Below are 13,173 nucleotides of genomic sequence, written 5' to 3'. Positions count from 1 at the left end.
TTGTGATTACGCGGTGGTACGGGCAAGAACACGCAGGCGCGAAGCCAGCATATCGCGGTCTAGATAGGTGCCCTGAAGATGGCGAGCACCGCTATTGGGATCGAACTCCCGGCGGCCGTGAAGCACGCGCCGATTATCGAACGCCACCATCTGGCCCGGTGTTAGGGTGAACTCTAGCTGGTGAACGTCGCTGTGGAAGAGCTGCCACAGCACTTTATAGGCGCGGTACCAGTCCGCCATTTTTTCAGCGGGCAGGTGGAGGGTGTCGCGTATCCAGTTATTAAGGCGTATCTCCACTAGCTCGCCTTGGCTATCGAGGGTGATCACTGGGGCTTTGATGGCGATATCGTGGGTGTCGTCCTGGAAGCGAAAATCGATGGGCGTTTCGCTGAGAATAGCGAGCGCTTCCGGGTCCTGTTCGCGTAGGGCATTGATCACTCGGGCACCGTCAGCAAACAGCGACTCGCCACCGCTGGCGTCGTTTTGCAGGCAGTAGAGCAGTTGAATATCCGGCGGCTGCTGCCAGTTGGGCAAGTCGATATGCAGCGGTAGCCCGACGGCGGTATAGGCCGCGTTGTTGGGGTTGGGCTTGGAGCGAACATTAAAGCGCCCGCCAAAGTTGGTAGCGCGTTGCGGGCCAATGCGCTCAGCAAGGCGGCTGACTTCCTCTTCCACCAGCGGTGCGTCGGTGACCAGTGCCAAGCCGTCGCGTAGCAGGGCGGTCAGCCAGGTTTTCTCGCCTTCTGGGGTCAGGAAGTCGGCGTGGCGAACGCCTTCGGGGAAGAAGTCGTCTCGCCACGGCTGCGGGGCGGGCAGTGCAGAAAAGCGCGTCGCCTCAGGGCGGCGCTGGTACAGCCAGCCGCTATGAAAGGCGCTCACATGACCATCCTGCCACTGCAAGTAGAGGTGACCATCGGCCAAGGTAACGCTGGGTGCTTGTTCGATATCGTCTAGCGGTAGGTAGAGGCGTTCGCGGGTTTGCGGATGGCGACACTCGGCGCAGGCGCAGTGGTCGCGAAACCATAGCAGAGGCAGCGTCGTTCGCGTACCGTCTTCCCAGGTCAGCGCAAGCCTGCTGTCGGTAAGCGTGGCATCGCTGAGTGCCGGGCCATGGTCATAAGGCGCGAGTTCGCTCATTAGAGGAGCTGAACGCTTTTCCGGGGTGGCTAGTACGCTGGTCATAGGGGCCTCGCTGTAGGTAGGTGACGTATTGCTCGATTTGCTTGTTAGGATGCGGAGTCCCTTGCGCAGTGACAAACGATGAATCTGGCCCCAAAGACCCTGTTTAGCTTATAGGTTGCTTTTTCATGAGTTCACTCCCCCCGCTGTTATGGCTACAAGCGTTTGAGTCGGCCGCCCGCACCCTGAGTTTTACGGCGGCGGGTAACGAGCTGGGCGTGACCCAGGCCGCCATCAGCCAGCGCATTCGGCTGCTGGAGGATCGCCTGGGGCAAAAGCTGTTCGTTCGCCACGCGCGCAGCCTTTCGTTGACCCCGGCAGGTCAAGCGTGGCTGCCCAGCATTCACGATGCGTTTTCACGCATCAGTGAAGGGACCTCGGAGGTGTTCGGTGTGACCAGCGAACGGCCGGTGACGCTACGGACCACGCCGGTGATCCAACAATCTTGGCTCGCGCCAAGGCTCGTGGCCCTGCATCGACAGAAACCAACGATTTTGCTGCGCTTGGTCAGCGCGATTTGGCCCGACGACTTTGGGCCCGAAGGGGCCGACATCGAGATCCGCTACGGTCGGGGAGAGTGGAGCGGGCTGGAGATGCTGCCCTTGGGCGACGAGCATTTGTTGCCCGTGTGCTCCCCCGCGCTGGCCCGCTCGCTGAACGAACCCGCCGATTTAGCAGGACACACGCTATTGCATGCGGTGGGCTTTGGCGTTGGGTGGCCGGGTTGGCTGCAGGCGGCGGGAATGACCCACTTGGAGTCTGAGTGTCTATCGCTAACGTGCGATAATCAGGTGATGACGCTAGCGCTCGCCAGCCAGGGCGGCGGGGTGGCGCTCACGCACCGTCGACTGTTGGAGCAGCGTGATGATTTGGTGGCCCCCTTCGATATGGGCGTACCCAGCGATGAGCGTTTTTGGCTGGTGCGGCCCAGCAAGCGCCACGTCAGCGATGAGGCGGCAGACGTGTGGGAGTGGCTGGCAGCGTCTCGTTAAGTCTTCTTCGTGAGCTTGAGGCATCCAGCAGAGGTTACGACTGCTGGGCAGGAAATTTGCCAATTTTCTTGCCATTTTGGTGCAACCGTGAAGAATGATGCGCCTTCATTGTTTCAAAAAGGCGTGTTTCCTATGGACTTTACTCTTCCTCCCCTGTTGACCGCGATGGTGGATCGCGGCAACGGGCTGTTGTGGGGCAGCGTGCTGATTTATCTGCTTATTGGCGCTGGCCTCTATTTCACGGTCATGACCCGCGCCATCCAGATTCGCTACTTCGGCCATATGTTCAAGTTGCTGCGCAGCTCTCGGGCATCCAATGGCGGTATCTCGTCGTTTCAGGCGCTCTCGACCAGCCTGGCCGCTCGCGTCGGCACCGGCAACTTGGCCGGGGTAGCCGTCGCCATCTACTTCGGCGGCCCAGGCGCGATTTTCTGGATGTGGATGACGGCCATGGTGGGCATGGCGACCAGCTTCGTGGAGTCCACGCTGGCGCAGGCGTACAAAACCGACCATGGCGACAACACCTTCCGCGGTGGCCCGGCGCGCTACATCGAACGCGGCTTGGGGCTGCGCTGGCTCGCGGTGCTGTTTTCGATCTGCCTGATCATTGCGTTTGGGCTGGCGTTCAACAGCGTACAGGCCAACTCCATCGCCCAGGCCATGGAGCAGGCGTTTGCCATTCCCACCTGGGCCATGGGGTTAGTCTTGATGGCCATCGTCGCGCCGATCATCTTCGGTGGCCTGAAGTCGATTGCGAAAGTGGCTGAGTTAGTGGTGCCGCTGATGGCGCTGCTGTACCTGATCTTGGCGCTGGTCGTCGTGGCGCTCAATATCAGCGACCTACCCGCTGCCATCATGACGATCGTGCAGAGCGCTTTTGGTATCGAGCAGGCGGCCGGCGGTGCGATGGGCTATGCCATCTCGCAAGCGATCATGAACGGTATTCAGCGCGGCCTGTTCTCCAATGAGGCGGGCATGGGCTCGGCGCCTAACGCCGCCGCAACTGCCAGCACCCGCCCGGATCACCCGGCGGCCCAGGGCTTCATTCAAATGCTGGGCGTTTTTCTAGATACCCTAGTGATCTGTACCGCGACGGCGGCCATCATCATCATGGCGGGCCCTGAGCTGCTAGCGGGTGAAGAGAATAACGGCATTCAGCTAACGCAGATGGCGCTGTCCAGCCATGTGGGCGATTGGGGCGGCATGTTTATCGCCATTGCCATCCTGCTGTTTGCCTTCACCTCGGTGATTGCTAACTACTCCTACGGCGAATCCAACATCGAGTACCTAGCGGGCCGCCGTGCGCCGCTGGCGGTGATGATTTACCGCTTTGCCGTGCTGGGCATGATCATGGTGGGGTCCGTGGCCAGCCTGGGGGCGATCTGGAATTTTGCGGATCTCTCCATGGGGATGATGGCAATCATCAACCTGGTGGCGATTCTGCTGCTATCGCCCATCGCCTTCGCGCTGTTCAAAGATTACGACACTCAGCTCAAGGCGGGTAAAGAGCCGGTCTTCGACCCCAGCCAGTTCCCGAAGCTGGCCAAAAAGGTCGATCCCAACGCGTGGCCTAAGCAGAAGTAACAGGCGCGAGTTAAGTGCTTAACGCCCCGCTTCACGTTGCCAAAGTGCAGCGTGGGGCGGGGCGTTTTCATGAGGTCAGAAGATTCGATTTTGTCGAATGAAACTCGGAAAACGTTGCGCTGTTGCTTCGTCAAAAGCGCCGTAGAATAGCGCCTAACCTTACCACTGATTTTCAAGGAATTTTCATGACCACTCGTGCCCTGTTAGTGACCTCTTCTATCCTTGGTGATAACGGCCAGTCCAACGCGCTGGCGACTCATTTTCAACAGCAGGCCGCTGCACGCGATGGCGTTGCCGTTACCCACCGCGATGTCGTTGCCAACGCGCTGCCGCACCTCGCCATCGAAGAGCTCGGTGCGTGGCAGACCCCGGCTGAAGAGCGCACCGCTGAGCAACAGGCACTGGCTGCTCACTCTGATGAGCTGCTGGCGGAGCTGCGCGCTAACGACGTGCTGGTACTTGCGGTGCCGATGTACAACCTGGGCATTCCGTCACAGCTGAAAGCGTGGTTTGACCGCGTGCTGCGCGCCGGTGAAACCTTCCGCTACACTGAAAACGGCCCGCAGGGGCTGATCGAAGGCAAACGGGCGATTATTCTGGCTGCTCGTGGCGGTCAATACGCGGGCACTGAGTTCGATAGCCAAACGCCACACCTGAAAACCATGCTGGGCCTGATGGGCATCAGTGATGTGGAAGTGGTGTTTGCTGAAGGTTTGAACATGGGCGACGCTCACCGCGATGCTGCCCTGAAAGAAGCCTTCCAAGCCATCGATCAGCTCGTCGATGCGCTCTAAACCAACGCCATAAGTCAAACGAGGTTGTCATGCCGCGCCCGGAACTGCTCGAACAGATTTACACCATTGTCGATCAAATTCCGTCGGGGCGGGTGACGACCTACGGGCGCATTGCCAACATGACCGAAGGCGCCACGGCGCGCATGGTGGGGTCGGCCATGCGCCACTTGCCCGAGGGGCACCAGTTGCCCTGGCATCGTGTGATTGCGGCGTCTCTCAAACTGGCTGACCACGGCGGCGCGGCGCGCCAGCACGAAAAGCTGCGTGCCGAAGGCGTCGCGTTCGATGCCAAAGGCCGCGTGCCGCGCCACCTCGTTTGGCCGGATGAGTAGCTTTGTGGTGAGTGGTGATTTGTAAGTGGTGAATGGAGAGGTGTGAATAGAAAGTTGTGAATGGCAAAACGCCGCCCGGTGGGCGGCGTTTTTTATGCGCAGTGATGTCGGTCGACTGTCTTTAATCTTCCTGCTTACTGCCGGACTTCCACGACCAATCGCGCCAGCGCAGATCGAAGAGATCCTTCCGGCGGTCTTTCAGGTTGGTGACCGAGCCTTCGGCACGTACAACGGTGAGGCGGGTCAGGTCCAAGTCGGAGAAGAAGATCATCTCCGTGTTGGGCGTGGTTTCAGCCAGTACCGCGTCGTGGGGGAACGCGAAGTCGGACGGCGTGAACACCGCCGATTGAGCGTACTGGATATCCAGGTTCTCAATGGAGGGCAGATTGCCGACGCTGCCACAAATGACCACGTAGCACTCGTTCTCAATGGCGCGGGCCTGGGCACAGTGGCGCACGCGCAGGTAGCCGTTTTTGGTGTCGACCCAGAACGGTACGAAGAGAATATCCATGTCCTGGTCGGCCAGCAGACGGCCCAGCTCCGGAAACTCCACGTCGTAACAGATCAAGATGCCAACGCGCCCTGCGTCGGTGTCGAAGACCTGCAGATTGTCGCCCCCTTCGATCACCCAGTCGCGGCGCTCTTGCGGGGTGATATGAAGCTTGAGCTGCTTCTCGACCTCGCCATCCCGGTGGAACAGGTAGGCCACGTTGTAAAGACGGTCATCGTCACCCACCTCAATCATCGAACCGCCGATGATGTTGATGTTGTAAGAAACCGCCATGCGTGACAGTTCGCTCTTGAAACGATCGGTAAAGCCCGCCAAAAAGCGAATCGCCGCCATTTGGTCTTTCTGGGCAGCACGATCTTGGAGGCCCATCAGCGGCGTGGTGAACAGCTCCGGGAAGACGGCGAAGTCACTCTGGTAATCCGACAGCGCATCCACGAAGTACTCAATCTGCTGCAGTGCCGCTTCCACGGAAGCGAATTCACGCATTTGCCACTGCACCGCCCCCACGCGCACCTGCGTTGGGCGAGTGTCCAGCACGTTTTCAGCGGGCTCGAACAGGATGTTGTTCCATTCCAGCAGCGTGGCGTAGCCACGGGACTGCTCATCTTCCGGCAGGTACTTGCGTAGCAGGCGCTTGACCTGGAAATCGTTGGCGAGCTGGAACGACAGAATCGGGTCATAGATCTCTTTGCGAGAGACTTTGTCGATGTACTGTGCAGGCGTCAGCTCGGCGGCGTGCTGGTGATACTCGGGAATACGCCCGCCTGCCAAAATGGCGCGCAGATTGAGCGAGCGGCACAGCTCTTTACGCGCTTCGTACAGGCGGCGGCCCAGGCGGTAGCCGCGGTAGTCCGGGTGAATCAGAACATCCAGCCCGTACATGGCATCGCCATCCTGATCGTTCAGGATGATTTCACGATGGCCGATCAGATCGTCGTACTTATGCGGGTTGGAGAACTCGTCGTAATCCACCTGCACGGTGAGGGCCACACCAACCAGCACGCCGTCATCCTCGATGGCAATCTGACCTTCAGGAAACTCCTGAATCAGCTTGTCGATGGTGTGCTTCGGCCAAGCGCCACCAATGTCGTGATACACCGCGTCCATGAGCGATTTCAACTGGCCGTAGTCGTCGCTGGCAAGGTTACGCAGGTTAAGGTGCAGTTCTTCTAGGGACATAGTTCAGGGGTTCCCAGTCGTCGAATGAAGTTGGCCTATTGTATCACTGCTGCGCGCTGCGCGTTTTATGAGGGGCGGCGGCACGTACCAACGGGCGTGTCAGCGTTTGTGCCATGATCACCCCGGCAAGAATCAACAGCCCACCCATGAAGTGGAATCCCGATACCTGTTCACCCAGTAGCGCCATGGCAATCAGCGCACTAAACAGTGGCATGAGGTTGATGAAGATACTCGATTGGTTGGCGCCGATTTGACGTACCGCACGCATCCATAAAAACGTCGTGATGACCGAGGCGGGAATGCCTGCGTAAAGGATCAACCACACGTTTTGCCCATCCACCGGCGTCATGGGGCCCATCACGTAGGGCGGTAATAAAAACAGGACGGCAAAGCAGACCTGCGCATAGAGCATGACCCAAGGAGGCAGGTTCATCGCCCAGCGCTTGAGCATGACACCGTATAGCGCGTAGCAGGTGGCGGCGACCACCATCAGCGCGTCGCCTTGAGCCACCTCCAACTGCAGCAGTGAGAGCGGGTTGCCGCGGCCAAGCAGCACGGTGACGCCGATAAAGGCGAGCACGCCGCCTACGACACCGCCCAGCGTGGGGGGTTCCTTGAGAATCAAAGCGCTGAGCAGCACCGTTAGCAGTGGCACCATGGCGGCCAAAATGCCCATGTTGGTGGCGGTGGTGGTCTCTGCCGCCACGTAGGCGAGGCCTTGCCACAATCCCATGCCCAGCAAGCCCAGTAGTGCCAGCTTCGGCCAGTTACGCTGTATCTCCTGGCGATGGCGCAGAGCGGCGGGTAGCACGAAGGGGGTCATGACCAGCAGCGCCAGCAGCCAGCGCAAAAAGGCGATGCTGCTAGGGGCAATCGCACCCACGGTCAGCTGGTTGATGGTCATGTTACCCGACCAGATCAGCACCGTGGCCAGCGGCGGTAAAAAGTAAATCAATGGCATAGCACGTTCCCTTAAAACAGTCCCTTATCGTTAGCCGGTTAATGTGACGCGCTTTGCCGCGATGAGCAAGGGTAAGGCGTTGGGCAAACCGCTGAGCTATACCAAAGAGCAGCCCCACGGGGCGGCTAAAAGTCTGTACGTCGAACTCGCTATGTCATACGCTTGTTTGAATACGAATGGCTAGCCGTTTCAATAACATTAAAGGAGCGCCGTGATGCACCCAGCGCCAGCTTATCCGCATCTGTTTCGTCCGCTGACCGTCGGCCACTTGACGCTGCCCAACCGCGTCTTGATGGGGTCCATGCACACCAATCTGGAAGAAGCGCCGAACGGCTTCGAGCGCTTGGCGGCGTTCTATGCAGAGCGGGCGCGTGCAGGGGTAAGCTTGATCGTCACGGGCGGCATTGCGCCGAACCCCGAAGGGGCGGTCTTTCAGGGCGCCAACGCGCTGACGGATGCGTCGCAGGTCGCGGCGCATCGCCAAGTGGTCGAAGCGGTTCACGCCGAAGGTGGCCATTTGTGCATGCAGATTTTACATGCTGGGCGCTACGCCTACTCCCCAGAGCTGGTCGCGCCGTCGGCGTTGCAAGCGCCGATCAATCCCTTTACCCCTCGGGCGCTCTCCAGTGACGACGTCGAGCAGCAAATTACCGACTATGTTCGCTGCGCTACGCTCGCCCAGCAGGCGGGCTACGACGGCGTTGAGGTGATGGGCTCGGAAGGCTATTTGATCAACCAGTTTATTTGCCGCCGCACCAACCAGCGTGACGACGACTGGGGTGGCGATTTCGAGCGGCGTATGCGCTTCCCGGTTGAGATTGTCAAGCGTATTCGTCAGGCCGTTGGCGAACGTTTCCTACTGATCTTCCGCCTCTCGATGATCGATTTGGTGGAAGAGGGCAGCTCCTGGGACGAGGTCGTACAGCTGGGCCAGGCCATTGAAGCCGCTGGCGCGAACGTCATCAATACCGGCATTGGCTGGCACGAGGCGCGGGTGCCCACCATTGTCACCAGCGTGCCACGGGCGGCGTTTACCGAGGTTAGCCGACGCATGCGCACGGCGCTGTCGATTCCGCTGATCACCACCAACCGCATCAATATGCCGGAGGTGGCCGAGCGGGTACTGGCAGACGGCCATGCGGATATGGTGTCGATGGCGCGTCCGTTTTTGGCGGACCCGGAGTGGGTGCGTAAAGCCGAGGCCGGCTTGTCGGAGGAAATTAATACCTGCATCGCCTGCAACCAAGCCTGCCTAGATCACACCTTCATGGGCAAGCTGACCTCGTGCTTGGTCAACCCCCGCGCTTGCCACGAAACCGAGATTTCCCTGGCACCGGCGCAAACGCCCAAGCGGGTGGCGGTCGTTGGCGGCGGCCCGGCGGGGTTGGCCACGGCGGTGGCAGCGGCCAGCCGTGGGCACGCCGTGGTGCTTTTCGAGCGTCGCGCCGAGCTGGGTGGGCAGTTCAATTATGCCCGTAAAATTCCGGGCAAAGAGGAGTTCAATGAAACCCTGCGCTACTTCCGAGTGATGCTGAAGAAACATGCCGTCGATGTGCGGCTGAATACCGACGCCACCGCAGAGGCGTTGGCCGATTTCGATGAGATCGTGATGGCCACGGGGGTCGTGCCCCGTGAGTTGACGCTACCCGGCGCTAACCACCCCAGCGTGCTGAGCTACGCCGATGCCATCGAGCAGCCTGAGCGGGTGGGCAAGCGCGTGGCGGTGATCGGCGCGGGAGGCATTGGTTTCGATGTCTCTGAGTTGCTTTCCCATGAAGGGCACCCCGCCATGGAGGTGGCCGCATGGTGCGACGAGTGGGGCGTGGATTTGGCAGTGGGCGAGCGGGGCGGTTTGAAAGCACCGCAGCCGCCGCGTTCACCGCGCAGTATCGTGATGCTGCAGCGGAAAAGCTCTAAGCCGGGCAAAAACCTGGGCAAGACCACGGGCTGGGTACACCGCGCCTCGCTCAAGCAGCGCGGCGTAGAAACACTGACTGGCTGCGAGTACGTACGTATCGATGATGCCGGTTTGCACATTCGCCGCGACGGACAAGAGCAGGTGATCGAGGTGGACACCATCGTGGTATGCGCGGGACAAGAGTCCGTGCGTGACCTGATGACCCCGCTGCAACAGGTGGGCGGGCGCGTGCATGTGATTGGTGGCGCTGCGGAAGCGGCCGAACTGGATGCCAAGCGCGCCATCGATCAAGGCACACGGTTGGCGGCGTCGCTGTAACGCTCATTGGGGGCGTGACGTTGACGGCAAAATGGCGATAGACTGATGAATCACCCTAACCACTAAGCCACGTTAGGGATTTAAGGCGCGGGTGGCACCCAGCCTGCGCCGCACGACCGCCAGACAAAAGGATTATCGTCATGCCCTCGGAGTGTACCCCACGATTTTTAGCCAGTGATAACACCTCCGGTATCTGCCCGGAGGCAATGCAGTACTTACTCGAAGCCAATCAGGCGGACGATCTCGCCTATGGTAACGATCGCTGGACCGCCCGCGCCGCCGACCGTTTTCGGGAAATGTTCGACTACGACTGCGACGTGTTTTTCGTGTTCAACGGCACTGCAGCCAATTCACTGGCGCTCTCGGCGATGGGGCGCAGCTACCACAGCGTGATTTGTCATGAGCTGGCGCATATCGAAACCGACGAGTGCGGCGGCCCTGAGTTCTTCTCGAACGGCGCGAAGCTGCTGACCTCCCCGGGGGCGAATGGCAAGCTGACCCCCAAAGGGATCGAAGCGCTGGTCACCAAGCGCAGCGACATTCACTATCCGAAACCGAAAGTCGTCTCGCTCACCCAGGCCACCGAAGTCGGCACCGTTTACTCCCGTGAGGAGCTGTTGGCCATTCGCGCCATGGCGGACAAGCATGATTTGCGTCTGCACATGGACGGAGCGCGGTTTGCCAACGCCTGCGCCAGTTTGAACGCTTCGCCTGCCGAGTTGACTTGGCAGGTAGGGGTCGATGCCCTGTGCTTCTCGGGCACCAAAAACGGCTTGGCGTTTGGCGAGGCGATCCTATTCTTCAATCGCGAGCTGGCGGAAGACTTCTCCTACCGCTGCAAGCAGGCGGGGCAGTTGGCGTCGAAAATGCGCTATGTCTCTGCGCCGTGGCTGGGGTTGTTGGAGAGCGGTGCGTGGCTGACCAACGCCGAACATGCCAACGCCATGGCACGCTATCTATCAGAGGGGCTGCAGGCGCTGCCGGGTGTCTCGCTGATGTTCCCCACCCAGGCGAACAGCGTGTTCGTTGAATTGCCGCCTCACGCCATCGAAGCGTTGAAAACCAAAGGGTGGACGTTTTACACCTTCATCGGCGCTGGCGGAGCGCGTTTTGTGTGCGCGTGGAACACCACCGTTGAATTACTCGACCAGCTATTGGCCGACGTCAAAGAGGTGCTGGAGCAGCCCCCCGCTGCCTAGCTCGATGCGGCTCTTGGACCGCCTGCACGCCACCGCTGCGGTGGCGTGTTGCGTTGTAGTGCTCTGTAGAATTCAACGCAACTAAAGCTCTCCTCCGATGCTCATAGGTTTATCTCAGCGGTCAGATGCGCTGCGTTGAAGGTGATGTCATCACTTTTTGCTAATGCTGACTACGCTGATAGAGCGACACCTCAAATAGCACGCCGCCTGGGGTATTGGCTTGGCGGTCGCGCTGGGGGATGGGCCACAGGAGAGTTCCATGAGCATCTTTGATCACGTTCAAGACCGATTTGCCCGCGTTCAGCAAGAGGACATGAGCCTTGAGGAGTACTTGGCGCTTTGTCGCCGCGACCCTAAGGTGTATGCCAGCGCCGCCGAGCGCATGCTGGAAGCGATAGGCGAGCCTGAAGTGATCGACACGGCGAAAGACCCGCGTCTATCACGCATTTTTTCGAACAAGGTGATTCGCCGCTATCCTGCCTTCGCCGAGTTTCATGGCATGGAAGAGGCCATCGAACAGATCGTGGCTTATTTCCGCCACGCGGCCCAGGGGCTCGAAGAGCGCAAGCAGATTCTTTACTTGCTGGGTCCGGTCGGCGGCGGTAAGTCGTCGTTGGCCGAACGCCTGAAGCTATTGATGGAGCGCATTCCTTTCTATGCCATCAAAGGCTCGCCGGTCTATGAATCGCCCCTTGGGCTCTTCTCACCGGAAGAGGATGGCGAGCTGCTGGAACAAGAGTACGGCATTCCTGCACGCTATCTGCGCAGCGTCATGTCGCCTTGGGCCGCCAAACGCCTAAAAGAGTACGGCGGCGATATTTCCCAGTTCCGCGTGGTGCGGCTCTATCCGTCACGGCTGAATCAAATTGCCATCTCCAAAACCGAGCCGGGGGACGAGAACAATCAGGATATCTCGTCGCTGGTCGGTAAGGTGGATATTCGTCAGTTGGAGCTTTACTCCCAAGACGACCCGGATGCTTACAGTTTCTCAGGCGGGCTTTGTCGCGCCAACCAGGGGCTGATGGAGTTCGTGGAGATGTTCAAGGCACCCATCAAGGTGCTTCACCCGCTGCTGACCGCCACCCAAGAGGGCAACTACAACCCCACGGAAGGCATGGGCGCGATTCCTTTCGATGGCGTGATTCTGGCCCACTCCAACGAATCGGAATGGCAGGCGTTCCGCAATAACCGTAACAACGAGGCTTTCCTGGACCGCGTCTACATCGTCAAGGTGCCTTACTGCCTGCGTGTGTCGGAAGAGATCAAGATCTATCAAAAGCTGCTGGAAGACTCCTCCCTCAACGCAGCGCCCTGCGCGCCGGATACGCTGCGTATGCTGGCGCAGTTCTCGGTGTTGTCGCGGCTCAAGGTGCCGGAGAACTCCAGCATCTACTCCAAGATGCGGGTATATGACGGGGAGAATTTGAAAGACACCGACCCGCGCGCCAAATCGATCCAGGAGTACCGCGATGCGGCAGGCGTAGACGAGGGCATGCAGGGCCTCTCGACCCGCTTTGCCTTCAAAATTCTCTCCAAGGTGTTCAACTTCGATAGTACCGAAGTCGCGGCCAACCCGGTGCATCTGCTGTACGTGTTGGAGCAGGCGTTGGAGCGCGAGCAGCTGCCGTCCGAAGTATTCGAGCGCTACCTGGGCTTCATCAAGGAGTTTTTGGCCCCGCGTTACGTGGACTTCATCGGCAAAGAGATTCAGACCGCGTATCTCGAGTCTTACAGCGAGTACGGTCAGAACATCTTTGACCGCTATGTGACCTATGCCGACTTCTGGATTCAAGACCAGGAGTACCGTGACCCTGAAACCGGCGAGCTGCTCAACCGCCAATCGCTGAACGAGGAACTCGAGAAGATCGAGAAACCGGCGGGTATCTCCAACCCGAAAGATTTCCGCCATGAGGTCGTGAACTTCGTGTTGCGGGCGCGGGCGCAAAACAACGGTATGAACCCTAGCTGGCAGTCGTATGAGAAGCTGAAAGGCGTCATCGAACACAAGATGTTTGCCAACACCGAAGAGCTGTTGCCGGTGATCTCGTTCAACGCCAAAGCGTCGAAGTCGGATCAAAAAAAGCACGAGGATTTCGTGGCGCGCATGGTGGACCGTGGCTATACCGAAAAACAGGTGCGGCTGCTCTCCGAATGGTACCTGCGCGTGCGTAAGTCTCAGTAGCGGGCCGCTGTCGGCCCGCACACA

At 59.5% G+C, this 13,173-nt stretch carries 10 protein-coding genes; 7 read left to right on the top strand and 3 right to left on the bottom strand.

Annotated features, from left to right (window positions below; translation table 11 throughout):
* Window positions 1-6: 6 nt before the first annotated feature.
* Entirely contained in the window at window positions 7-1,182 is a 1,176-nt protein-coding gene (locus AB6K10_RS17300; RefSeq protein WP_339119435.1) for a TauD/TfdA family dioxygenase, read from the bottom strand.
* 125 nt (window positions 1,183-1,307) lie between these two features.
* Here AB6K10_RS17300 and AB6K10_RS17295 point away from each other — a divergent pair, with 125 nt between their 5' ends.
* The 4 genes from AB6K10_RS17295 (at window position 1,308) to AB6K10_RS17280 (ending at window position 4,881) form a co-directional block, all read left to right on the top strand.
* Window positions 1,308-2,171 carry a LysR substrate-binding domain-containing protein gene (locus AB6K10_RS17295; protein WP_339119434.1) on the top strand — a complete coding sequence of 288 codons (864 nt, stop codon included), beginning with the start codon at window positions 1,308-1,310 and terminating at the stop codon, window positions 2,169-2,171.
* Between the two features lie 132 nt (window positions 2,172-2,303).
* On the top strand, window positions 2,304-3,755 hold the full coding sequence (locus tag AB6K10_RS17290) for an alanine/glycine:cation symporter family protein (protein WP_339119433.1): 1,452 nt from the start codon (window positions 2,304-2,306) through the stop codon (window positions 3,753-3,755).
* Between the two features lie 185 nt (window positions 3,756-3,940).
* The gene (locus AB6K10_RS17285; RefSeq protein WP_339119432.1) at window positions 3,941-4,549 is read left to right on the top strand and encodes an NAD(P)H-dependent oxidoreductase; all 609 of its coding nucleotides are present in this window, start codon (window positions 3,941-3,943) and stop codon (window positions 4,547-4,549) included.
* Between the two features lie 29 nt (window positions 4,550-4,578).
* Window positions 4,579-4,881, top strand: coding sequence for an MGMT family protein (locus AB6K10_RS17280; protein ID WP_159342773.1), 303 nt, complete (start codon window positions 4,579-4,581; stop codon window positions 4,879-4,881).
* A gap of 121 nt (window positions 4,882-5,002) precedes the next feature.
* Here AB6K10_RS17280 and AB6K10_RS17275 read toward each other — a convergent pair whose 3' ends face one another.
* The gene (locus AB6K10_RS17275) at window positions 5,003-6,571 is read right to left on the bottom strand and encodes a carbon-nitrogen hydrolase family protein (RefSeq protein WP_159342772.1); all 1,569 of its coding nucleotides are present in this window, start codon (window positions 6,569-6,571) and stop codon (window positions 5,003-5,005) included.
* Between the two features lie 43 nt (window positions 6,572-6,614).
* Entirely contained in the window at window positions 6,615-7,532 is a 918-nt protein-coding gene (locus AB6K10_RS17270) for a DMT family transporter (protein ID WP_159342771.1), read from the bottom strand.
* 214 nt (window positions 7,533-7,746) lie between these two features.
* Here AB6K10_RS17270 and AB6K10_RS17265 point away from each other — a divergent pair, with 214 nt between their 5' ends.
* From AB6K10_RS17265 to AB6K10_RS17255, 3 genes are all read left to right on the top strand, one after another.
* Entirely contained in the window at window positions 7,747-9,768 is a 2,022-nt protein-coding gene (locus tag AB6K10_RS17265; RefSeq protein ID WP_159342770.1) for an NADPH-dependent 2,4-dienoyl-CoA reductase, read from the top strand.
* 140 nt (window positions 9,769-9,908) lie between these two features.
* A complete protein-coding gene (locus tag AB6K10_RS17260; protein ID WP_159342769.1) occupies window positions 9,909-10,967 on the top strand; it encodes a low specificity L-threonine aldolase in 1,059 nt (352 codons plus the stop codon).
* Window positions 10,968-11,226: 259 nt separating this feature from the next.
* Complete coding sequence (locus AB6K10_RS17255; protein WP_159342768.1) at window positions 11,227-13,149, top strand: PrkA family serine protein kinase; 1,923 nt, start codon at window positions 11,227-11,229, stop codon at window positions 13,147-13,149.
* The last annotated feature ends 24 nt before the right edge of the window (window positions 13,150-13,173 follow it).

Source organism: Halomonas sp. BMC6, assembly GCF_964204995.1.
Taxonomy (GTDB): Bacteria; Pseudomonadota; Gammaproteobacteria; order Pseudomonadales; family Halomonadaceae; genus Vreelandella.
This window is presented reverse-complemented; position numbering and strand designations above follow the sequence as displayed.

Coding starts and splice junctions, on each gene's coding strand:
- AB6K10_RS17295 (WP_339119434.1), top strand. CDS start 1,308: ATGAGTTCACTCCCCCCGCTGTTATGGCTACAAGCGTTTGAGTCGGCC.
- AB6K10_RS17270 (WP_159342771.1), bottom strand. CDS start 7,532: ATGCCATTGATTTACTTTTTACCGCCGCTGGCCACGGTGCTGATCTGG.
- AB6K10_RS17260 (WP_159342769.1), top strand. CDS start 9,909: ATGCCCTCGGAGTGTACCCCACGATTTTTAGCCAGTGATAACACCTCC.
- AB6K10_RS17280 (WP_159342773.1), top strand. CDS start 4,579: ATGCCGCGCCCGGAACTGCTCGAACAGATTTACACCATTGTCGATCAA.
- AB6K10_RS17265 (WP_159342770.1), top strand. CDS start 7,747: ATGCACCCAGCGCCAGCTTATCCGCATCTGTTTCGTCCGCTGACCGTC.
- AB6K10_RS17255 (WP_159342768.1), top strand. CDS start 11,227: ATGAGCATCTTTGATCACGTTCAAGACCGATTTGCCCGCGTTCAGCAA.
- AB6K10_RS17300 (WP_339119435.1), bottom strand. CDS start 1,182: ATGACCAGCGTACTAGCCACCCCGGAAAAGCGTTCAGCTCCTCTAATG.
- AB6K10_RS17290 (WP_339119433.1), top strand. CDS start 2,304: ATGGACTTTACTCTTCCTCCCCTGTTGACCGCGATGGTGGATCGCGGC.
- AB6K10_RS17285 (WP_339119432.1), top strand. CDS start 3,941: ATGACCACTCGTGCCCTGTTAGTGACCTCTTCTATCCTTGGTGATAAC.
- AB6K10_RS17275 (WP_159342772.1), bottom strand. CDS start 6,571: ATGTCCCTAGAAGAACTGCACCTTAACCTGCGTAACCTTGCCAGCGAC.